Origin of the sequence: Candidatus Methanoperedens sp. (assembly GCA_027460525.1) — an archaeon.
In the GTDB taxonomy this organism is placed as follows: domain Archaea; phylum Halobacteriota; class Methanosarcinia; order Methanosarcinales; family Methanoperedenaceae; genus Methanoperedens.
Map to the genome: position 1 here is coordinate 1 of JAPZAS010000020.1, position 19,652 is coordinate 19,652.

Below are 19,652 nucleotides of genomic sequence, written 5' to 3' on the forward strand. Positions count from 1 at the left end.
TGCCCTGATGAAGAAAAACGGTGGCACCGGAATCCAGAAGTGCATCAATGAAACGGTTTTCAATCTGCTTGGTCTTATCGTGGTTTATCCTGTGGAGGATGAGACTAAATTCACTGATAAGCTGGGTAGAATACTCCCTGATGCCTTCCTGCTGAAGAAAGGAAGCACCCCGAAAGACCTTGCTTTTATGGTGCATACCGATATAGGCAAGGGATTCCTGTATGCTGTGGATGCGCGTACCAAGATGAGGCTCGGGGAGAAGTACGAGTTAAAGAACGGGGATATCGTGAAGATTGTGGCTGTGAAGTGATCGGGAGCTTGTAAATCACTATATGCAGGGCTCCAAACAAAATTTTTGGGGCCCGGGTCGGGATTCGAACCCGAGTCGTAGGATCCACAGTCCCATAGGATAACCAGCTACCCCACCCAGGCACCGTGATTTATGATGGGGGTGTCCCCGTAAATGTATCTGAAATGGATAAATGTTTTGTTTAGAAAAGTTCCTGCGCAACCACCACGGCTTTCTCGCGCCTGGCGGGATACGCTTTGAGCTTTATCTCTGCGGCTATTGTATCCGCAGTTGTGGCAAGATGCACTATTCCCTTATAAGCTGCCTGTTTGTCAAACCTGATATGAAGGACACAGTCTTCATCTATTCTCTCGCAGCTTTCGTTTTTCAATCGTTTCAAATCATGCTCACCGAGCTTTGATTTTAAAAGTTCAATAAACAGCTTGCAGCTTCTGCCTTTTATATGCGCCTGATGTATGGTAATCGGATTCCCGTAATGCCCTTCAGTCTTAATAGATTCTATTTCGTTATCAAAAAGGAAAAGCGACAGGGCAGTCTTTACCCTGTCCTCACTTTCAGTTGCCGCAGCTATAGTGCGAAATGAGATATTATGTATACTCATTTCCCTTTATTCTGGTGCGAACTCAGGCTTGGTCTTGTCTTTTCAGTTCCCCTGCCTTTTCGCCTCTGACCTCTGCCCTTCTTGCCAGAGCTTGTCTTCCCTCTGAAAACGCGCCCTTTCTGATTGGTATTGGTAATCCATTTCAGGTTTTTATCCTTTCTGATTACGGGATGGCTTGTATCAACCAGGATGGTCTCGTACCACTTGTGTCTCCCGTCCTGTCCCACCCAGTAGCTGTTCAATACCTGCATATTGGGGTATCTTCTCGCCGCCCGCTCTTCTGCAATGCTCCGTATGCTTTTTCCAGGGGTTATCTTGTTCACACCCATGTGCTTTGTCCTTCTTCCACGCTGCCATCTTGATTTGCGCCGTCCACCTCTTCGGACTCTTACGCGCGCGACTATAATCCCCTGTTTTGCTTTAAAGCCCAAGGCTCGTGCCCTGTCAAGTCTGGTCGGGTGTTCCGTTCTTGTCACCGCTGGCTCACGCCGCCACTCCTGAAGCCTTTCCCACGTTAGCTCGTCAACACCTGATTCTTCAGGTTTTTTCCATGCATCTCTGACGTATGCGTACATTGATTTCATTGTGTTCTCCTTGTTTTACGGTTCAGCCTGTTCAGGCCACATCCCTGCGGGATCTTCTCCCGCCGCTTCTTGGCTTAGACAATGTCATTGTAATTAAAGATTTCTTACCCCAATGTATATAAAGCCTTAAATACCCTTATAAACGCGATGATTATGGCAAGTACTACAGAACCAAAAGGAACTATAAAAATAGAGAACGTTGTTGCATCGACTGCTATCGGAACAAAACTCGACCTCAATGAAGTTATACGTGTTCTTGAAGGTGCTGACTACAATAAGGAGAGGTTCCCGGGCGTGGTTTACAGGACTGCATCCCCCAAAACCGCTGCGCTTATTTTCGGAAGCGGCAAGATAGTATGTACAGGGGCAAAGAGCATCGAGGATGTAAGCATCGGTCTTGCCAAGGTCTTTGAAAAATTAAGGGCAATGGGCATCCATATCACAAAGAAACCAGAAATAACGATACAGAATATCGTGGCGTCCGCAGATCTGGGAAGGGTGCTGAACCTCAATGCTATCGCAATAGGTCTCGGGCTTGAGAACATTGAATACGAACCTGAGCAGTTCCCTGGTCTTGTATACAGGCTTGCCAGCCCAAAAGTGGTTATGCTGCTGTTCGGTTCCGGAAAACTTGTGGTGACTGGTGGAAAGAAACCTGAGGATGCAGAAGCCGCTGTGGATAAGATTGTAGAGGAACTTGACGGACTGGGCTTGCTATAGTTTTTTGGCAATTTTTTATTCCTGAAAACATTCCGGATGGAGCATGAAAGTCTTATTAGTTGGAGGCGGTGGCAGAGAGCATGCAATTGCAGAGGCAATCGCCCGAAGCAAGAAAACCCCGCAGCTTTACGCTGTGATGGGGAAAAAAAATCCTGGAATAGCCCGATTGTGCAAAGACTTTTTGCTTGTAAAGGAAACAGACCCATCAATCGTAGCTTATGCGTTAAAAAATGAAATCGAGCTTGCGGTCATAGGTCCCGAGGCTCCTCTTGCCGCAGGTATTCCGGATTTGCTCTGGGGTGCGGGAATACCGGTCGTGGGACCAAGAAAGCAGGCTGCTCAGATTGAATTTGATAAAGCCTGGACGCGGATGTTCATGAGGAAATACCAGATTTCAGGATGCCCACAGTTCCGTGTGTTCAGGAAGGGTGAGAGCGGTGCGGATGAATTCATAGAGGAACTGGGTGACGTTGTAATAAAACCTGCAGGTCTCACGGGCGGCAAAGGCGTTCGGGTCATGGGAGACCATTTTGACATAAGCGGCGCCAAGGATTATGCAAGAGAGGTTCTGAAGAGCGGCGACCTCGTGATTGAAGAGCGCTTAATCGGCGAGGAATTCACAGTCCAGGCATTCGTGGACGGCAGCACCCTTGCGTTTGCACCCTGTGTTCAGGATCACAAGAGGGCATTAGAGGGGGATAAAGGACCAAATACGGGCGGGATGGGTTCATACAATGATGCAAAGGAGATACTCCCATTCATGAAGGAATCCGATTATCTTGATGCTCAGAAAATAATGGGAGACACTATCCTGAGCATAAAGAAAGAAACGGGCGTGCCCTACCAGGGTATTCTTTATGGTCAGTTCATGGCGACAGCTAAAGGCATCTCTGTCATCGAGTTCAATGCACGGTTTGGCGACCCCGAAGCCATGAACGTCCTGCCTCTTCTTGAAAATGATTTTCTTGACGTGTGTCTGGGCATAGTCAATGGAACACTGGATAAAATCAGTGTCACGTTTAAAAAGAGTGCGACTGTGTGCAAGTATGCCGTACCTGAGGGCTACCCTGATAATCCTGTGAAGGATTCGGTAGTGGAAATCTCAGATGTCAAGGATGCGCTTCTTTTTTATTCAAGCGTATATGAAAAGGATAATAAAATATATACCACAGGTTCCAGGGCTGTAGCTCTTCTGGGTATTGCGGATACCATCAGAGAAGCGGAAAAAAAAGCACATGCAGGTCTTTTGGCTCTGAAAGGCGCTCTTCGCAGCAGGCGTGATATAGGAACTGATGGACTAATAAGGAGAAGAATTCTGCATATGGAGGAACTGAGGGCGATGGAAAACAATAATAAAACAACACTACCTGAAAAAGATGCAGTGCTTGCAAAGCTTGAGCGCATGCTTGCGAACATGTCTGAAAACTCAAGGCAGCCGATACTTGAGTTGATTCGCAAAAGAAAAGTGGAGCTTGGACTTTTAAAATCCGAATTACCTCCGGCTGGTTATAAATTGAAAAAATCCAGGATGCGTGCAAAACCTAAACCACAGCCAAAAGAAAGTGGGGATTCTCTTCGTAAAATCGCTATGAACGTTGGCAGGGTACAGGAAACAAAGGAAACAATTCCCCATGATATTGACGTTAAGGATGAACCTCTTAAAAAGGATAAAAAGCCAGTAGAAGAAGTTGACTCTTACAAATATTGATGGGATTTGGTTGGTAGTCCCGGGTAATGCATTTACATGAGGGAAAACAATATCAGTACAGCAGGGAATTATTAGTTCAGGGAGAGAAAATCATGACAACCCAGGATAATTTGAAAGAAGCTTTTTCGGGAGAATCGCAGGCGAACAGGAAATATCTTGCCTTCGCAGAGAAAGCAGAGCAAGAGGGTTACCGACAGGTTGCGAAGCTTTTCAGGGCAGCAGCCGCAGCCGAGACAGTTCATGCCCTGAACCACCTGAGGGTGATGGGCGGCGTTGGCAGCACGACCGATAACCTCAGGAGCGCCATCGCAGGCGAGACCGCAGAATTCAGGGAGATGTACCCGAAGTTCATAGAGGCAGCTAAGAAAGAAAAAGCATCGGATGCAGCAATTCTCAGCTTTGACGTGGCAAACAAGGTGGAGAAAATCCATGCGGGCTTGTATAAAAACGCCCTCGATAGCCTCGGCAGGAACAAGGAAGTTGAGTATTATGTCTGCTCAATCTGCGGCAATACCGTGGAAAATAGCGCGCCAGAGAAGTGCCCTATCTGCAATGCACCTCAGGAGATGTTCAGGAAGATAGATTGAAGGTGTTATTATGAAACTGGCAATAATATACGGCACCGGGTTTGGCAACACAGGCATAATGGCAAAAGCCATAGAGGAAGGGGCAAGGAGCCAGGGTTTAGAAGTTACCATTAAGAAAGTTGATGAGGTTACCCAGGCAGATGTTGAGAAAGCAGACGCCATAGCCATAGGCTCCCCGACATATAAGGGGGCAGGCATGCCAACAGTTATCAAATACGTGGAAAGCCTGGGAAAGCTTCCTCTCAAGGGGAAAGTGGGAGCAGCTTTTGGTTCGTACGGCTGGAGCGGGGAGGCGGCAGGCGTAATAAGCAGGATGCTAAAAGGCTACGGCATGGATGTGATTGAGCCTGACCTGAGGATAAAACGAATACCTGAGGAAGAAGGTATAGAGACCTGCAAAGAACTGGGTAAGGTAATCGCAAAACGATTAAAAAATGTGCAGGGAAACTAAGATTTCTGGCTTTTCAGGTTAGTATAAGATAATATATGGAACCTGACACGCTCAAAAAAGAGATACTAAAAAAATGCAGGAGCATTGGTGTTCATCTTATCGGTTTTGCGCCGGTAGAAAGATGGTCAGCTCCTCCTGAGGAGCTACCTCATGTCCTCTCGCCATGGATTCCGGAAGAATTCTGGCCGCAATCCATATACCCTGAGGCAAAATCAGTGATTGTAATAGGGCTGCCCGTGCCTCTGCCCATAGTGGAAACTGCGCCCTCCATATATTATCATGAGCTTTATAAAACCGTTAATTCGATGCTGGACTCAAAAGCATGTGAAATAGCGAATTTCCTGAATGAAAAAGGGTTCAGTTCCATTTATTTGCCAAGGGATGCCTATGGAGACATAAAAATATTAATTGAAAGACCATTTGCATTTTTTTCTCATAAGCATGCAGCATATCTGGCTGGTTTGGGTTCTTTCGGGCAAAATAATGTTCTCTTAACACCTGAATACGGGCCAAGGGTCAGATTTACATCGATATTCACTACTGCAAAAATAAAACCCGACCCGATAAAAACCAAAGACCTGTGCACAAGATGTCTTCTCTGTGTGAAGAATTGTCCTGTAGGGGCTATACCCAAAAAGGGAAATTTTCCTCCGCCAGTGGATAAAAAGCTCTGTGCGATAAGAAGCATGGAACTTCGGAACGAATACAGGTCTCCTTGCGGTATCTGTATCAAAGTTTGTCCCGTAGGGAAGGACAGGGAATTGTTCGGAAGGACGGATATGTCCATATATTCAAAAGATAAAAGGTTTGAAAAATATCACAGAGCCTGGGAGCATGTGAGGAAATATGGAAGTAAAGGATGAAGGCAGAGGCGTTATTTTATCCATTCAAACTGCGACTTCGACCTTCTGGATGCCTACGAAATTTAAAGGAACTTCCTGAATGAGGTCTGATTCGACTTCTAAATAAAGCAATATCGCTTCCTTTATCCTTTCTCTTAATTCATCAAGGGTTTTTGCCTGAGTATGGCATCCTTCGAGTTCGGGCACGGATGCTACGTATATACCGTCTTCATCCTGCTCTATAACTATGGTGAATTCTTTCTTCATGATGCTGTCTCATAATAGTATGTTGAACTTGTGTATGAATTTATCGATGGGATATTATCTATTTATAAGTTTGAAATGGCTTTGCTCCAGAACGTAGAGACGATAAAGCTTGTCGGCGCTGATGGGAAGTCCATAGCTGTGACCGCGCTCAAGGAAGGGGATGAGGTGCTGGTGTATTTTGAGGCGGCGGCGAGGCATTTCGGGATAAAGATCGAGGAGACGATTATTGAGAAGTGATGATTCCTTTTTTTGTAGTAATCATTTGCACTTGATTATGCTTATTTACGTATTTTTTCTATCTGAGCTTTTGCTTTTTTGACCTCGTTTTCCAGTCCTATTTTTTCAAATATCTCAAGAGCTTTTTGAGTATATTCAATTGCATTTTTCTTGTTGCCCGCACTGGCATAGAGTAACCCCATCTGTGCCGTGGTATATGCTATCCCGTTCTGGTCGCCGAGTTTTTCCATAATCTTCAATGACTGGTTGTACTTCTTAAGCGCCTCGTCATATTCCCTTTTGAGATAGTGAACATTAGCTATTTGGTGAAGCGAAGAGGCTATTCCGCTCTGGTGGCCAAGATTTTTATAAATCTCCAATGATTGGTTGTATTTCTCAACTGCCTCATCGTACTCTCCTTTATTCTGGTGAATTATTGCGATACCAAGCAGTGAAGATGCTATTCCTCTATGGTCATCAAGTTTTCTCTTAATCTCCAATGACTGGTTGTATTTATCAAGCGCCTTATCAAACTCCCCTTTGCGTTCGTGAATATTTGCGATATGGATAAGTGTATATGCTATTCTGCGCTGGTCGCCGAGTTTTTTACTAATCTCCAATGACTGGTTGTATTTATCAAGCGCCTCGTCATAGTCGCCTTTGGTCTCGTGAATCATTGCGATTTGATGGAGTGTAGCTGATATTCCGCTATGGTCGCCGAGCTTTTTCTTAATCTCCAATGACTGGTTGTATTTATCAAGCGCCTCGTCATACTTTCCTATACAATATAAATTAATTGCATAATTGTGTAGAGCGAATGATTTTATTTTAGCATCAGATATTTTCTCAAAATTTATTTTATTGAAATAATTCAATGATTCAATCACATAACCAAGCATATGAAGGCCCTCGAGATGGTCATTCAATACTTCGACAAAAGCATTTACATCTTTACTTTCCTGCAAGTGATAAAGGGCAAATCTGACATCCATTATTTCTATCCCTCTAGCTTCTCTTCCCTTTTCGATTTTATTCTTATAATATTCCGCAGCCTTCAGATGCAATCCTGGAAGTGATGTTTCATTCATCAACACCAAAAAGTCCCTGAAAAGGTCATGAAGCCTGTAAAATCTTAACGTCTTTACTTTGCCCAGCTCATCAAGTACCATCAGCTTTTGAAGTTGATTCAATATATTGTGACAGGCAGTTTCATCAAAATCATCAGAACTTATTACGAATTTGCAGATGTTCTCATCGAGTATCTGAAGTACGCATACCTTTCGCAAGAATCTCTGCACATTTTCAGGCAAACGGTCAAAGAACTCCTTGTGGAGATAATCATCCACTTTCGTTTCGGGAAGTCCCTCTATCACATCCTCGATATTTGTTTCTTTTGAGATTCGCAGGAGCAATCCAAGACTATATGGATGACCCTTGAGAAGTTTCTGTGCTTTTGTAACCAACTTCTTATCGTCAATTGCAAGATTTTCTTTAAAAAATGACGCAGTTTCATATTCCTCGAACAATTTAAGCGGTTCAGCACTAGCTTCAACCATTTTTTCCCTCGATGCAATTACAAGCAGGATATTTTTGGTTTTTGGGAGATTCTCGATAATATCATCGAACATCGCATTGAAAATATCTTCATTTGAAATTTTATGGTATTCATCGAAAAGAAGTACGAGCCTTTTATCAGGATTGTTTTTTTTGAATTCCGCCAGATCAGCAACAAACGCCTGAAGTAAAAAACCCATGTTCTGGGGAAGCTTTGGCATTGAAGGCAATCCCATTTTCATTGAACTTATAAGAGCACCTGCTGGTGACAGTAACGAAGCGCCTGTGGCTATTGCATCGATAGCCCCTTCCAGATATGTTCTATATTTTTTCACCCCGCCAATAATTTTCATAGATTTCGGATTGACTTCTTTGAGCCACGCTTCCTGAACCCTTGATAAGAAAGAGAGAGGGTCGTCAGAGCGCGAGAACTCATCTCTGATAACGATTACTTCCCCTTTTTCAAATATCTTTTCGTCTTCATTACAGCGCCGCTCAAATTCCCGCAGTAACGTGGATTTGCCATACCCCACTGCGCCGACCACAAGCATTGCCCGTCCACCATCTTCTAAAGAATTGACTGCTGACCTGAAATCCTCAATTTCTTTTTCTCGCCCGACGAATACCACTCCGTTAGACATACTTCTTCAATTACTTGTAAACATTATAATGATTTCGTGACCACATCTCTAACTCCCCACCCCCCTCACTCGCGCGCCGGCGGGGCGGTGGTGCGGCAGGCGGCTGCGCGGGGTTTGCGGAAGCGCCGCAGATTTATAATTTTCATAATATACTTCTACGCTTTGCGTTCTTTGCGCCTTTGCGGTGGATTCATCAGTTTTTTCGACCGCAAGTTATTTTTACTATAATCAATTACATATATCTATGGACACACGGCAGTGTAAGAAAGGGTGTGAGGAATGCACGCCATGCGAAGACTGCGGCGCACCACAGTTTACCATCAATGTGGTATGTGGAAGCTGTCTTTGCTGCGAGACCCCGCACGTCGAAATGTATGAGTGGAAGTAAGTATCGCTCGATCAGGCAGGAACTTTTTTCATAGCAGAGCGCAATTAATCTCAAAATATCATGACAATCCAGATAGATGACCAGGGGTGGGGCACGCCAATCGGAGGCGTGGGTATCATAGTTGTGAGGAAGGAAACTGAAGAGATTCATTACGACATAGTCCCGATAGAGCATTTCAACTTAGATACATTTAAAAAGAAGACCTATCTTGCCGCTGCCAGAAACATAGTTGAGCAGGGATTCTTCAGATTAAAAGTCCCCAAGGATGAGGAGATAGAGATATGCTCGGGCTGCATCCACGACAGAACTGCAGAGTGGCTGAAAAACGAGGGATATAAATTCACGGTAATGAAGGTTGACGGAATCGCCCAGCACAAAGGAGAGGAGCTTTTCATCGAATACCTTCGAGGACTTGGTGTCCCGAATCCTCCGCTTATTGTAGAGGAGACCGTGGATGAATACAAGGCGCAGTTCTTCTACCTTATGGACTGGGTAAGAAAAGACCCGGAAAAAAGGAAGCCTCTCTGCAAGACAGGATGGAAGTATTTCATCAAGTTTTTTAAGGAAAAAAAGAAAAATTAAGCCACATTATCTATGAAACGTATTTTCGTTGCTTCTTTGAACACGAATAAGATACAAGCCGTGCAGGAGGTCTTTCCTTCCTATCAGGTCAAAGGCGTAGCCGGGAGGTCAGGCGTGAGGGAACAGCCCCTGAGCCTTGATGAGATAATCGAAGGCGCGATATTCAGGGCTAAATCGGTTTTCAGGGATTGCGAATACTCTGCGGGTATAGAGGACGGGATAGCGCAAGTGCCGCAAACACAGAGCGGATACATGAACTTCTGCTGCTGTGCCGTTTATGATGGTTCGAAGATTTATCTTGGTCTTGGACCTGCTTTTGAGTACCCGCCGAAGTGCACCAAAAGAGTAGTCGAGGAAGGGATAACGATCTCAGAGGCTTTCATGCCAATCTCTGATAAACCTGATATCGGGTACGAAGAAGGCATCATAGGCTGGCTGACCAAAGGAAGAATAAACCGGAAGGATTATACCAAACTTGCAGTGGAGATGGCAAGAGTGCAGATAGAGAATGCCGAGCTTTATGGTTGATATTGTAACAATGTGCATTTCATAAATTGTGTTACAAGTTATTCACAATTCTATAAAAATATATGTTCTGCCTTATATCTTGATTGGAATAAGTTTAATACTCAATAAATTTAACAGTATTCATATGCCAGATACTGAAGTTCGCAAGAGAATCGAAAAGCCCCTTAAAAAGGCGATAGAAATCATAATAAAATCCGTAGACCCTGATAAAATAATCCTTTTCGGCTCTCGTGCAAGGGGAGATTATAAAAAAGATAGTGATTACGACCTGTGCATAATTAAAAAGGGGATAGAGCACAGAAGAAAACTTGCACAAAGGATTTATAGTTTTATAATCGGTGTCGGGGCGCCGATTGATGTTATTGTTGAAACGCCTGAGCGTTTTGAGGAGTTAAAAGACAATCCCTTCATGATCTACAAAGAAATCTCAAGTCATGGGAAAGTGGTCTATGAAAAGCCAATCTCTGGTTGAGGAATGGTTAAAAAGAGCCAACAGCAATCTGTTTCGAGCAAAATTAGGGAAAGTTTCCGAGGAAGTATTATATGAAGATCTCTGCTTTGACTGTGAACAGGCTGTTGAGAAATCCATCAAAGCTTTGCTTGTCCAAAGGGGCGTACCTTTTCCAAAAACTCATTCCATTGCTTATCTCATAGAACTCATAGAGGACAGCGGTTTAGATGTATCAGATGAAATCAAAGAAGCTGTTTCACTTACCGCATACGCAGTCGGTACGCGCTATCCTGGGGAGTTTGAGCCTGTTGATGAAAGAGAATACCTTGAGGCTCTTAAAATTGCAGAATGAGTTTTCAACTGGGCGAAGAAGATAATTAGTGAGTAAAGCTCGCTGCTCTCTATATCAATGAACATCACACCGGGCACACCGGCGCCGGGCACCCGCCTGCATATTCAGCATCCGCCGATACGTATCTGTCAGTTACGTCCCCGAGATATAATACCTGCTGCGCCTTGCTGCCATAGCGGTAAACCGTAATCCCCTTACATTTTAATTCATAGGCAAGCATATAAGCCCTTTCTACATCTTTGATATCAACATCATGCGGGAAATTGATGGTCTTTGAGACAGCGTTATCGGTGTATTTCTGGAAAACAGCCTGCATCCTCATATGCCATTGTGGTGCTATATCAAAAGCCGTGACGAAAACCCGCTTCACATCCAGAGGTACCTCTTCTATGCCTTTAAGCGTCCCGGTTTTAGCGATTTTCATCATAAGTTCCTCGCTGTAAAAACCTCTTTCCTTAGCTACAGCCTCAAAATAAGGGTTCACCTCAAGCAGCTTCGTTCCCTCCATAACGTTCCTCACGAAAGAAACCGCAAACAATGGCTCGATGCCGCTTGAACATCCTGCAATGATGCTTATAGTTCCTGTAGGCGCTACCGTTGTCACGGTGGAGTTTCGAAGAGGTTTTTTATCTTTATAGATGCTCCCGGGGAAATTCGGGAATGCACCGCGCCCCTTTGCCAATTGTTCAGATGCTGCATGGGATTTTTCCTGTATGAAACTCATTATCTCTTCCCCCGTTTTCAGTGCATCCTCTGAATCGTACGGTATGCCGAGCTGCACAAGCATGTCGGCGAAGCCCATCACACCAAGCCCTATTTTCCTGTTAGCTTTTGTAATTGCCTCAATTTCACCAATGGGATATTTATTTACATCTATTATATTATCAAGGAATTTCACGCCAGTATTTATTGTTTTTGCAATCTTTTCCCAGTCAATTGAGCCAACAGTTACCATTTTTGCAAGATTGATTGAGCCGAGATTGCATGACTCGTATGGCAATAAAGGGAGTTCGCCGCAAGGGTTAGTGCTCTCTATCTCGCCAACCTGCGGCGTCGGATTATGCCTGTTGATCTCGTCGATAAAAACCACCCCAGGGTCGCCTGTCCTCCAAGCCATTGTGATGATGAGATTCCATATCTCACGCGCTCTTACTTTCTTCACAACCTCCCTGTTGCGAGGATTTATCAATTCATACTCCCCGTCCTCGAGCACGGCTTTCATGAACTTGTCATCCACAGCCACGGAGATATTGAAATTCGTAAGGAAGCCTTCTCTTGTTTTCGAGGTTATGAACTCTATAATATCAGGATGGTCAGCCCTGAGTATCCCCATGTTCGCCCCTCTGCGTTTGCCCCCCTGTTTTATCACATCCGTGGTGGTATCGAACACCCGCATGAAAGTAACAGGACCTGAAGCTACGCCTTTCGTGGATCTTACTATATCTCCTTTTGGGCGTAGGCGTGAAAACGAGAAACCCGTGCCCCCGCCTGATTGCTGGATTATCGCCATGTGCTTTACGGCATCGAAAATGCCCACAAGTGAATCCTCAACAGGAATCACAAAGCATGCGGATAGTTGACCAAGGTCAGTGCCTGCGTTCATAAGCGTGGGCGTATTTGGGAGGAATTCGAGGTTTACAAGCATGCTGAGAAATTCTTCCTCGGATTCAGGGTCAAGAGCGATGGCTTTTGCGATGCGCCTGAAAAGCTGCGCAGGCGTCTCTATTACGTTCCCGTGTTCATCCTTTAAGAGGTAGCGCCTCTCAAGCACCCGCACAGCATTAACGCTTAACTTCAATTCATCATCCTTTACGCCGAAAAATCCTTTGGCTTTTCTTATCTGGGCGCGCTTCTCCCTGTAGAGGATGTAAGCCTTGGCAACTCCTGCATATCCATTTTTTATCAATGCTTCCTCCACGGCATCCTGAACATCTTCAACGCCAGGAATTCCGGGGATTCTTTGCTCGATAATTCCCACGACCTGGTTTGCTATATCCTCTGCTCTCTTCCCGTCCTTGCTTTTTGTGGCTATAAAAGCTTTAAAGACAGCAGTTGCTATCTTTGACTCATCAAATTCCACTATTCTTCCGTCTCTTTTGCGGATTTTTTGTATCGTGGTATTAGCCCCCTGTATTGACCGTTATTTTTCGGCTGTTCCCATGCTTCAATTATATGCATGATAATTTATAACGCTGTATATTAAAAACTTTGGTTTGAGCGTTTGAGCCAGCGGCTCTGAAAGGTTCGTCTTCGCCTGGCGAGCGTTTTTTACAAGAGGATAAATTCTCAGACTTTCAACCAAAACAGGCAAAGGTATAAAAGGGCGTCCACCATTATCAGCGGTTAATAACTATTAAGCAGTAAATTAATCTAGACTTTTATAAAGTTGTGCTTATAGCTCTTAATTGTTCTAATATAAATTAAAGAGGTTAATAAGAAACAGCATCACGCTTTTTCAAAAAAATAATATGGAAAGTTTTAAAAATCTGGGCATAAGTGAGCCCGTTTTGAAATCAATAAATGATGAGAAATTCGAAAACCCGAGTGAAATACAGGAAAAATCCATCCCTTTGATACTTGCAGGGAGAGACGTTATAGCCGGGTCCGCAACAGGTTCCGGAAAGACGCTTGCATTTGCTTCCGGTATAATAAAGAGTTCAGAGCGGGGAAAAGGCATCCAGGCTCTGGTACTGACTCCCACAAGAGAACTGGCTGAGCAGGTCTCAAAGGCTCTGTCGAAATTCTCAAAGTACAAACCTCTGGGAATCATTGCGGTCTACGGGGGCGTGGGGATCAATCCGCAAATCCAGGGTTTGCGGACTGCAGATGTTGTGGTAGGAACACCGGGCAGGATACTTGATCATATCCAGAGAAATACTATTAAATTTGGCAATGTAAAAACCCTTGTGCTTGATGAAGCAGACCGGATGTTCGATATGGGCTTCAAGGATGACGTGGAGAGAATAATCAGAAAATGCCCGCAAGAGAGGCAGACTCTTCTTTTCTCGGCAACGATCACAAAGGATGTTGTCAGGCTTTCCCAGAAGCACATGAAAAAACCGCTTCAGGTTTCGGTGGATTCTTATGTTGACCCCAAGAAACTGGTTCAGACTTATTATGATGTTGGAGAAGATTTAAAATTTAATTTGCTGGTGCATCTTCTGAAGCATGAAAACTCACGCCTTGTCATGGTTTTTTGCAATACCAAGAGAAATACCGACAAAGTTGCAAAGAACTTGAGATTTGCAAATATAGATGCAATGGCCATTCATGGAGGATTGCCGCAGGGAAAACGTAACAATGTCATGGATAGATTCCATTCCGGGAAATCCTGCATCCTTGTATGCACGGATGTGGCTGCAAGGGGGCTCGATATCCAGGGTGTTTCGCATGTTTATAATTACGATATTCCCCGGGAGAGCAAGCAGTATATCCACAGGATAGGAAGGACTGCAAGAGCGGGAGCGGAAGGAAAGGCGATAAATATCCTTTCAAGCAAGGATTATGATAATTTTTCAGCCGTCTTAAAGGAAAATGATGTGGATATAAAGGAAGAGACAGTGCCTGCTTTTGAGAAGGTCGTTATTAGACAGCCTGAAAGAAGGATGAACAGGCCTAATATGAATAAGCCTATTGTTAAAAAAGGGCAGCAGCGTAACAGGCGCAGACGGTTGTATTAGGTTAATATTACTGGCGCTGAAGGCAGAAGCGGACTGCTCTGAAAGCCTGCTTGCGGGATGTTAGCGCGACAATAAAGTTGGGACACTCTGGATGTAAATGGGAGAGCAGCAATATTCGAGTGGAGAATTCGCATCAGGCTCCCTCCGAACCCAATGCCTGCAGTTCTCCGAACAGGAGGGGCTTGAATCAAACAATTAACCGCAGATGTTACCAGATAAATGGAAAAAACGGTAACTCTGATACATTGACATTCATTGTGCTTGAAGGGAGAATGGCGGAATATGAATATTACTTTGCGTTCCTGTCTTCTTCCCAGAGGCCGAATGTATTATTTTCCGTATCAACACATATCGCAAGATAACCCCAGCGAGGCACTGCCGTTTTGGGCGTGATGATATTACCACCCAGCTTCTTTACCTTTACAATGTATTCTTCAACAGAGGATACGCCGATGTAGTTCATAATATTCTGCGAAGGCAATCTTCTTTTTCCCATCCCGCCTCCTACTGCAGGGTTCCCATTCAAATCTTTTGTCTCGATAAAGTAGAAGGGTGTTGGCATCGGCACCTGATTGAATTTCCAGTCGAACAGCTTTTCGTAGAATTTCTTCGCTCTCTCCAGATCATCTACAGGCAGGTCAAAATGAACAATTGTTGGCATTACTAACTCCTCAATTTATTATGTATTTCAGGATTAATAATTGTTGGTATGGGTATTAAAGTGTACGAGCTGCTGACCGGGAGGAAGAGGGTGAAAGCCGAATAACTATATATTCCTATTTATCCAATAGGATTATTGGTGATTTTGAATGAAAACAAAAGTTGCACGGAGGCATCAAATTACAATTCCAGAAGAAATCCGTAAAAAAGCCAGGATTGCAGTAGGCGATGTCCTGGATATTTCATATAAGCGCGGAAAAATCCAGGTAGAAAAAATCGATCAGAACTGGGATAAAGTCATGAAAGAGACAAAAGGCGCATGGCGCAAACATCCCGTGTTTAAAGAAATGGAGGATGCGGTTGAAATAGTGAACTGGATGCGTGGGAAGAAATGAAATATTCGCTGGACACAAATGTGATCATAAGCCATTTCAAAGGAGACAAATTTTCAAATGATACAGACAGCTTTTTTGCATGGGTAAAACATGCAGGACATGAGATATACATTGCAGATATTGTATATGCCGAACTTTATACCGGGGTTTATCTATCAAACGATTCGGCAAATGAAGAAAAGCGTCTGCAGCGCTTCTTAGCCGTGAATAACATCGAGGTAAAATGTACAACCGCAAAAACCGCAAAAAAAGCAGGTGAGCTCTATGCAATAAACCTGTTAAAAAATAAACGGTCGTTAAAACGTATATTGCCTGACTTTATTATTGGAGCGCATGCCGAACAGTACAGCGATGCTCTTGTTACATGGAACCCATCTGATTATGATATAAACAAAGCTGTAATGACGCCCGTGGAAATTATTACGCGGTCATATATTTAATAATTGGACAGTACAGCAAACAACAAGGAAAATGGTTGAAAGAGAGTCAAAAGATTTGGATTGAAACTTGATTAGCTTGATAGACTATATCAGAATTTAATGGAAAATGTGGGAAAATATGTTGATATGCGGGCGCCTTTATCTGCGGTTTCTTTCTAACGCCCTTTCACCTTCATCGCAATTCGTTTCCCAAACTCCCTGCACTTCTCCAACCCTGCTTCATCAGGTTTTTCATGTATCAGAAGCCCTTCTAAAGTCTCCATGCCGTAACCTTTCAACCTGTTCGTGATCAGGTCCACCACTTCCGCAGACCAGCCATAGGAACAGAAGGCTGCCCCAACTTTTCCTTTGAGGTCCACATCCTTTGCCTGGTCAATTAACACCTCAAGGGCTGGCATTATTTCATGATGATAAGTACCCGAACCGAGAACCACACCGTCAACATTCTTGATATCCTCAATCTTTGCCTCATGGACATGCGAGAGTTTCACATCCACTTTTTCTGACTTTATTCCGTCTGCTATCGCTTTTGCCATCATCTCGGTATTATGCGTTGCAGAATCGTATATTATTGCCACTTTCGCCATATTTATTCCCCGTTTGTTCCAATCTCATCTCCAATAAGGTTTCCTCAATTCAATATACGCATTGTGCGCCACAGTTGCACCGTGCGCCACCGCTACCACAACGAGCTGCAAATCAGAGGCGACGTCTCCGACTGCATATACCCCATCGATATTTGTTTTCTGGGTTTTGTCGGTCTTCAGGTATCCTTTCTCATCCATCTCAAGTCCGAGCTTCTTGAATATCTCAGTATTCGGTGTCATGCCCACTGCCAGCACAACTGCATCCACGACCTGCTGGATGGTTTCATCTTCCTTCAGGTCTTTCATGATGACTTTTTCGACCTTGTCTGTTCCTGTGATTTCCAGAACCTCGGTATTGTACAAAACCTTGATTTTATCGATCGATTTCATGCGCTCGATCTTGTAGGGCTCTGCCCTTAACTCGTCTTTCCTGTGCGCTATAGTAATGAGGTCGGCAGTATCTGCCAAACTCAAAGCTGCATCAACGGCTGAATTGCCCCCGCCCACGATGAGAACGCGCTTTCCTGTTAATTTCTCAGGATTCGTGACATAATAATATACTCCCCGTTCGTTCTTGCTGAATTTCTCTTCACCCTTGACGCCTCCGGCGGCAGGGGAGCTGCCCGTGGCGAGAACAATTATCTTCCCTTTGTATTCTCCGCTTTCCGCAATGATCTTCCTGTCCTGGGTGATCTCATTCACACGTTCCTTTTTTAATTCCACTTTCAATTTCTTGGCTTCATTCACCCACTGGTTGACAAGGTCCTGGCATGTTGATTTCTCACAAAGCCCTGGGAAGTTCTCGATCATCTTGTTAGGGCATAGCCATGAAAGAATGCCCCCCCAGTTTGAAGCCTCGAAGATGGCAGTTTTAAGGCCCCTGTAGGCGCACAATATGCCGGTAGTCAGCCCGCCCGGGCCCCCTCCCACAACGATCACGTCAAAATCGTATTTCTCTGCCTCAATCTTTGCGTGCTCTTCTTTTTTGCTCATGTAATTCTGTATGGCAGCGTGAAGGGCATCCGCAGCAAGGTTAGAGCAGTGCATTTTGATAGGGGGAAGACCGTCAAGCTCGGCCGCAACATCGCCGCGGGTGATCTTGAGCGCTTCTTCAAGCGTTTTTCCAATCGCCATTTCTGTGATCATGCTGCTCGTAGCAATCGCAGAGCCGCAGCCGAACGTCTTGAATTTCACATCCTTCAGGATATTATTCTCGACTTTTATCTGGATCTCCATCAAATCCCCGCATACGGGATTCCCGACTCTTCCCACTCCGTCCGCATCTTTGATCTCACCCACATTCCGCGGGTTCCTGAAATGATCCATTACCTTTTCTGAATATTCGAATTGTTCTTCCATTTATTTCACCTATTTCTCATGATAAAGCGGCGATAATGCCCTGAGTTTAGCTACTATTTTAGGTACTGAGTCTATGACATAGTCAACATCCTCTTCCGTGTTCGATTTGCCGAGCGTGAGCAGAAGTGAACCGTGTGCTTCCTCATGCCTCAATCCCAAAGCAATAAGCACATGCGACGGCTCAAGCGTTTTCGTGGAACATGCCGAACCCGTGCTTGCTGTTATTCCCAGGTCGTTGAGCTGCAATATGATGCTCTCGCCTTCGATGAAACTGAATCTAAAACTTGCATTGTTGGGAAGCCTCTTTGTCCTGTGACCTGTGAGGTAAGTATACTCCATTTTCAGGATATTATCTATCAGCCTGTCCCGCATCTTTATGAGCCGTGCGCCTTCATCGACCATTTCCTTCTGGGCAAGTTCCGAAGCTTTCCCCATCCCCACTATGCCGGAGATATTCTCGGAGCCGCTTCTCATGCCGGATTCCTGCCCTCCGCCAAGCATGAAAGGCATGAGCCTTACATCCTGTTTGATATAGAGCGCCCCAGCGCCTTTTGGACCGTACATATCATTGGAAGATATAGTCAGAAGGTCGATGTTTTCATCTTCGACATTGACAGGCACCTTGCCAACTGCAGCCGTCCCATCCACATGGAACAGTATCTTCTTATCTCTTGCGATCTCGCCTATTTCTTTTATGGGGTGCACCGTTCCCACTTCTCCATTGGCGTACATCACGGACATAAGTATAGTTTTGTCCGTAATCGCATTCTTTATTTTCTCGGCACTTACCAGCCCATCTTTATCCACAGGAATATGCGTGACCTCAAACCCGCTTCTCTGCAAATCTTTCAGGGGATTCATCACAGACATGTGTTCCACGGAAGTGGTTATTATATGATTCCCTTTATCCTTATACCGCATAGCAGCACCACGCAGGGCAAGATTGTTAGATTCAGTGGCGCAGGAAGTGAATGTGATGCTTTTCGGATTCGGCGCGCCAATCAGGTTTGCAACTTTTAGACGTGCGCTCTCAAGCTCCCGTTTGGCTTTTCTTCCTGCAGAATGAAGGGAAGAGGGATTCCCAACATCTTTATCAAAATATGGCATCATGGCTTCAAGCACTCGCGCATCAACTGGCGAGGCTGCACCGTAATCCATGTAAGCCTGTCTCATTTTTTCACCTTGTTTTAACATTATATCCGTCTATCTCTTCCCTCTGGACCTTCGCATTCAGGTATGTAGCAGGTCGCATCGATAAAAGCGCAAGCCTCTTTACATGATGGACACCTGCCTGGTGGTGTCGCCTCCCCCTCGAACTGATAGCCGCATAACGAACATTTCCACTGGATTTTCATACTTCCCCTAAAACCACATCGTTCCGTCCGCTTCAAGCACTAGATCATTGAGCGTGGCAGCCCCAACAATTTCAGCCGCTGGAACGAAATCTCCCTTTGCAAGGTTTATGAGCTGGCAGCTCTGCTCGCATACCATGAGTTTTACTCCTGCTTTTACCGCCTCGTCCATGACTTCTTTTAAGGACGGAAAACTTCCCATCTTTATCTTCGCTGCATTCCCTTTTTTCACCACTGTTATTCCCATTCCGAGAAAATATATTGTTGCGTCTATCCCCATTGCTTTTGCGGTCTGGGCAAGGATAAAAGGTGAATACAGACGCTCCGGGGTATCGATTCCGCTGGTCTGGACATATAGCATGTTTGGCATGGTTATTCTCCCACTATTCTATTAGGG

At 44.7% G+C, this 19,652-nt stretch carries 25 protein-coding genes, 1 tRNA gene and 2 pseudogenes; 15 read left to right on the forward strand and 13 right to left on the reverse strand.

All coding sequences use genetic code 11. The features are described from left to right. Positions 1–310, forward strand: a 310-nt coding sequence (locus tag O8C68_07410; protein ID MCZ7395629.1) for a TGS domain-containing protein, incomplete at its 5' end; no start/stop codon positions are given. Positions 311–356: 46 nt separating this feature from the next. Here the strand turns inward: O8C68_07410 and O8C68_07415 are convergent. From O8C68_07415 to O8C68_07425, 3 genes are all read right to left on the reverse strand, one after another. Continuing rightward, a tRNA-His gene (locus O8C68_07415) sits at positions 357–432 on the reverse strand. Between the two features lie 59 nt (positions 433–491). Continuing rightward, positions 492–911 carry an exosome subunit gene (locus O8C68_07420; GenBank protein ID MCZ7395630.1) on the reverse strand — a complete coding sequence of 140 codons (420 nt, stop codon included), beginning with the start codon at positions 909–911 and terminating at the stop codon, positions 492–494. Next, positions 908–1,495: a 50S ribosomal protein L15e gene (locus tag O8C68_07425; protein ID MCZ7395631.1), complete on the reverse strand. Its 588-nt coding sequence runs from the start codon at positions 1,493–1,495 to the stop codon at positions 908–910. The genes O8C68_07420 and O8C68_07425 overlap by 4 nt, the downstream gene beginning before the upstream one ends. 153 nt (positions 1,496–1,648) lie before the next feature. On the opposite strand from O8C68_07425, the gene O8C68_07430 reads away from it, so the two are divergent. The 5 genes and pseudogenes from O8C68_07430 (at position 1,649) to O8C68_07450 (ending at position 5,824) form a co-directional block, all read left to right on the forward strand. Continuing rightward, positions 1,649–2,215, forward strand: coding sequence for a TATA-box-binding protein (locus O8C68_07430; GenBank protein ID MCZ7395632.1), 567 nt, complete (start codon positions 1,649–1,651; stop codon positions 2,213–2,215). A 43-nt stretch (positions 2,216–2,258) separates the two neighbouring features. Continuing rightward, positions 2,259–3,551: pseudogene (gene purD, locus O8C68_07435) on the forward strand (phosphoribosylamine--glycine ligase). A gap of 464 nt (positions 3,552–4,015) precedes the next feature. Further along, a complete protein-coding gene (locus tag O8C68_07440; GenBank protein ID MCZ7395633.1) occupies positions 4,016–4,510 on the forward strand; it encodes a rubrerythrin family protein in 495 nt (164 codons plus the stop codon). Positions 4,511–4,520: 10 nt separating this feature from the next. Continuing rightward, on the forward strand, positions 4,521–4,961 hold the full coding sequence (locus tag O8C68_07445; GenBank protein ID MCZ7395634.1) for a flavodoxin domain-containing protein: 441 nt from the start codon (positions 4,521–4,523) through the stop codon (positions 4,959–4,961). A 35-nt stretch (positions 4,962–4,996) separates the two neighbouring features. Then, positions 4,997–5,824 carry a 4Fe-4S binding protein gene (locus O8C68_07450; protein MCZ7395635.1) on the forward strand — a complete coding sequence of 276 codons (828 nt, stop codon included), beginning with the start codon at positions 4,997–4,999 and terminating at the stop codon, positions 5,822–5,824. A 24-nt stretch (positions 5,825–5,848) separates the two neighbouring features. Here the strand turns inward: O8C68_07450 and O8C68_07455 are convergent, their stop codons facing one another. Then, positions 5,849–6,070, reverse strand: a complete 222-nt coding sequence (locus O8C68_07455) for a type II toxin-antitoxin system HicB family antitoxin (GenBank protein ID MCZ7395636.1) — start codon at positions 6,068–6,070, stop codon at positions 5,849–5,851. Between the two features lie 30 nt (positions 6,071–6,100). Here O8C68_07455 and O8C68_07460 point away from each other — a divergent pair, with 30 nt between their 5' ends. Then, positions 6,101–6,307, forward strand: coding sequence for a hypothetical protein (locus O8C68_07460; protein MCZ7395637.1), 207 nt, complete (start codon positions 6,101–6,103; stop codon positions 6,305–6,307). A gap of 41 nt (positions 6,308–6,348) precedes the next feature. On the opposite strand, the gene O8C68_07465 is transcribed toward O8C68_07460, so the two are convergent. Beyond that, positions 6,349–8,481, reverse strand: coding sequence for a tetratricopeptide repeat protein (locus tag O8C68_07465; GenBank protein MCZ7395638.1), 2,133 nt, complete (start codon positions 8,479–8,481; stop codon positions 6,349–6,351). 244 nt (positions 8,482–8,725) lie between these two features. Between O8C68_07465 and O8C68_07470 the strand changes: the two genes are divergently transcribed. The 5 genes from O8C68_07470 to O8C68_07490 all read left to right on the forward strand — a co-directional run bounded on the left by O8C68_07470 (position 8,726) and on the right by O8C68_07490 (position 10,782). Next, a complete protein-coding gene (locus O8C68_07470) occupies positions 8,726–8,869 on the forward strand; it encodes a hypothetical protein (protein MCZ7395639.1) in 144 nt (47 codons plus the stop codon). A gap of 60 nt (positions 8,870–8,929) precedes the next feature. After that, positions 8,930–9,451 (forward strand): hypothetical protein, encoded by a 522-nt coding sequence (locus O8C68_07475; GenBank protein MCZ7395640.1) that lies wholly within the window; start codon positions 8,930–8,932, stop codon positions 9,449–9,451. A gap of 12 nt (positions 9,452–9,463) precedes the next feature. Further along, positions 9,464–9,979: a DUF84 family protein gene (locus tag O8C68_07480; protein ID MCZ7395641.1), complete on the forward strand. Its 516-nt coding sequence runs from the start codon at positions 9,464–9,466 to the stop codon at positions 9,977–9,979. Positions 9,980–10,103: 124 nt separating this feature from the next. Next, entirely contained in the window at positions 10,104–10,451 is a 348-nt protein-coding gene (locus O8C68_07485) for a nucleotidyltransferase domain-containing protein (GenBank protein ID MCZ7395642.1), read from the forward strand. Next, positions 10,429–10,782, forward strand: coding sequence for a HEPN domain-containing protein (locus O8C68_07490; GenBank protein ID MCZ7395643.1), 354 nt, complete (start codon positions 10,429–10,431; stop codon positions 10,780–10,782). The genes O8C68_07485 and O8C68_07490 overlap by 23 nt, the downstream gene beginning before the upstream one ends. A 64-nt stretch (positions 10,783–10,846) precedes the next feature. On the opposite strand, the gene O8C68_07495 is transcribed toward O8C68_07490, so the two are convergent. Continuing rightward, complete coding sequence (locus tag O8C68_07495; GenBank protein MCZ7395644.1) at positions 10,847–12,862, reverse strand: vitamin B12-dependent ribonucleotide reductase; 2,016 nt, start codon at positions 12,860–12,862, stop codon at positions 10,847–10,849. A gap of 427 nt (positions 12,863–13,289) precedes the next feature. On the opposite strand from O8C68_07495, the gene O8C68_07500 reads away from it, so the two are divergent. Then, positions 13,290–14,462, forward strand: coding sequence for a DEAD/DEAH box helicase (locus tag O8C68_07500; GenBank protein ID MCZ7395645.1), 1,173 nt, complete (start codon positions 13,290–13,292; stop codon positions 14,460–14,462). A gap of 289 nt (positions 14,463–14,751) precedes the next feature. Here O8C68_07500 and O8C68_07505 read toward each other — a convergent pair whose 3' ends face one another. Beyond that, positions 14,752–15,123 (reverse strand): VOC family protein, encoded by a 372-nt coding sequence (locus tag O8C68_07505; protein ID MCZ7395646.1) that lies wholly within the window; start codon positions 15,121–15,123, stop codon positions 14,752–14,754. Positions 15,124–15,271: 148 nt separating this feature from the next. On the opposite strand from O8C68_07505, the gene O8C68_07510 reads away from it, so the two are divergent. Both O8C68_07510 and O8C68_07515 read left to right on the forward strand, forming a co-directional pair. Beyond that, complete coding sequence (locus O8C68_07510; protein MCZ7395647.1) at positions 15,272–15,517, forward strand: AbrB/MazE/SpoVT family DNA-binding domain-containing protein; 246 nt, start codon at positions 15,272–15,274, stop codon at positions 15,515–15,517. Next, on the forward strand, positions 15,514–15,957 hold the full coding sequence (locus O8C68_07515; GenBank protein MCZ7395648.1) for a type II toxin-antitoxin system VapC family toxin: 444 nt from the start codon (positions 15,514–15,516) through the stop codon (positions 15,955–15,957). Before O8C68_07510 ends, O8C68_07515 begins: the two co-directional genes overlap by 4 nt. A 155-nt stretch (positions 15,958–16,112) precedes the next feature. On the opposite strand, the gene O8C68_07520 is transcribed toward O8C68_07515, so the two are convergent. From O8C68_07520 to O8C68_07545, 6 genes and pseudogenes are all read right to left on the reverse strand, one after another. Beyond that, entirely contained in the window at positions 16,113–16,544 is a 432-nt protein-coding gene (locus O8C68_07520) for a flavodoxin domain-containing protein (protein ID MCZ7395649.1), read from the reverse strand. A gap of 24 nt (positions 16,545–16,568) precedes the next feature. Then, the gene (locus tag O8C68_07525; GenBank protein ID MCZ7395650.1) at positions 16,569–17,537 is read right to left on the reverse strand and encodes an NAD(P)/FAD-dependent oxidoreductase; all 969 of its coding nucleotides are present in this window, start codon (positions 17,535–17,537) and stop codon (positions 16,569–16,571) included. Then, positions 17,526–17,903, reverse strand: a pseudogene (nifU, locus tag O8C68_07530) (Fe-S cluster assembly scaffold protein NifU). Before nifU ends, O8C68_07525 begins: the two are co-directional and overlap by 12 nt. A 9-nt stretch (positions 17,904–17,912) precedes the next feature. Further along, the gene (locus O8C68_07535) at positions 17,913–19,076 is read right to left on the reverse strand and encodes a cysteine desulfurase family protein (protein ID MCZ7395651.1); all 1,164 of its coding nucleotides are present in this window, start codon (positions 19,074–19,076) and stop codon (positions 17,913–17,915) included. A gap of 20 nt (positions 19,077–19,096) precedes the next feature. Continuing rightward, on the reverse strand, positions 19,097–19,258 hold the full coding sequence (locus O8C68_07540; protein MCZ7395652.1) for a hypothetical protein: 162 nt from the start codon (positions 19,256–19,258) through the stop codon (positions 19,097–19,099). 7 nt (positions 19,259–19,265) lie between these two features. Further along, complete coding sequence (locus O8C68_07545) at positions 19,266–19,625, reverse strand: DsrE family protein (protein ID MCZ7395653.1); 360 nt, start codon at positions 19,623–19,625, stop codon at positions 19,266–19,268. Between the last annotated feature and the right edge of the window lie 27 nt (positions 19,626–19,652).

Excerpts from the sequence above, each read along its gene's own strand:
- O8C68_07540 (MCZ7395652.1), bottom strand. The coding sequence starts at position 19,258 with ATGAAAATCCAGTGGAAATGTTCGTTATGCGGCTATCAGTTCGAGGGG.
- O8C68_07465 (MCZ7395638.1), bottom strand. The coding sequence starts at position 8,481 with ATGTCTAACGGAGTGGTATTCGTCGGGCGAGAAAAAGAAATTGAGGAT.
- O8C68_07455 (MCZ7395636.1), bottom strand. The coding sequence starts at position 6,070 with ATGAAGAAAGAATTCACCATAGTTATAGAGCAGGATGAAGACGGTATA.
- O8C68_07440 (MCZ7395633.1), top strand. The coding sequence starts at position 4,016 with ATGACAACCCAGGATAATTTGAAAGAAGCTTTTTCGGGAGAATCGCAG.
- O8C68_07545 (MCZ7395653.1), bottom strand. The coding sequence starts at position 19,625 with ATGCCAAACATGCTATATGTCCAGACCAGCGGAATCGATACCCCGGAG.
- O8C68_07445 (MCZ7395634.1), top strand. The coding sequence starts at position 4,521 with ATGAAACTGGCAATAATATACGGCACCGGGTTTGGCAACACAGGCATA.
- O8C68_07490 (MCZ7395643.1), top strand. The coding sequence starts at position 10,429 with ATGAAAAGCCAATCTCTGGTTGAGGAATGGTTAAAAAGAGCCAACAGC.
- O8C68_07470 (MCZ7395639.1), top strand. The coding sequence starts at position 8,726 with ATGGACACACGGCAGTGTAAGAAAGGGTGTGAGGAATGCACGCCATGC.
- O8C68_07485 (MCZ7395642.1), top strand. The coding sequence starts at position 10,104 with ATGCCAGATACTGAAGTTCGCAAGAGAATCGAAAAGCCCCTTAAAAAG.
- O8C68_07520 (MCZ7395649.1), bottom strand. The coding sequence starts at position 16,544 with ATGGCGAAAGTGGCAATAATATACGATTCTGCAACGCATAATACCGAG.
- O8C68_07525 (MCZ7395650.1), bottom strand. The coding sequence starts at position 17,537 with ATGAGCAAAAAAGAAGAGCACGCAAAGATTGAGGCAGAGAAATACGAT.
- O8C68_07425 (MCZ7395631.1), bottom strand. The coding sequence starts at position 1,495 with ATGAAATCAATGTACGCATACGTCAGAGATGCATGGAAAAAACCTGAA.
- O8C68_07420 (MCZ7395630.1), bottom strand. The coding sequence starts at position 911 with ATGAGTATACATAATATCTCATTTCGCACTATAGCTGCGGCAACTGAA.
- O8C68_07515 (MCZ7395648.1), top strand. The coding sequence starts at position 15,514 with ATGAAATATTCGCTGGACACAAATGTGATCATAAGCCATTTCAAAGGA.
- O8C68_07510 (MCZ7395647.1), top strand. The coding sequence starts at position 15,272 with ATGAAAACAAAAGTTGCACGGAGGCATCAAATTACAATTCCAGAAGAA.
- O8C68_07480 (MCZ7395641.1), top strand. The coding sequence starts at position 9,464 with ATGAAACGTATTTTCGTTGCTTCTTTGAACACGAATAAGATACAAGCC.
- O8C68_07430 (MCZ7395632.1), top strand. The coding sequence starts at position 1,649 with ATGGCAAGTACTACAGAACCAAAAGGAACTATAAAAATAGAGAACGTT.
- O8C68_07505 (MCZ7395646.1), bottom strand. The coding sequence starts at position 15,123 with ATGCCAACAATTGTTCATTTTGACCTGCCTGTAGATGATCTGGAGAGA.
- O8C68_07450 (MCZ7395635.1), top strand. The coding sequence starts at position 4,997 with ATGGAACCTGACACGCTCAAAAAAGAGATACTAAAAAAATGCAGGAGC.
- O8C68_07475 (MCZ7395640.1), top strand. The coding sequence starts at position 8,930 with ATGACAATCCAGATAGATGACCAGGGGTGGGGCACGCCAATCGGAGGC.
- O8C68_07535 (MCZ7395651.1), bottom strand. The coding sequence starts at position 19,076 with ATGAGACAGGCTTACATGGATTACGGTGCAGCCTCGCCAGTTGATGCG.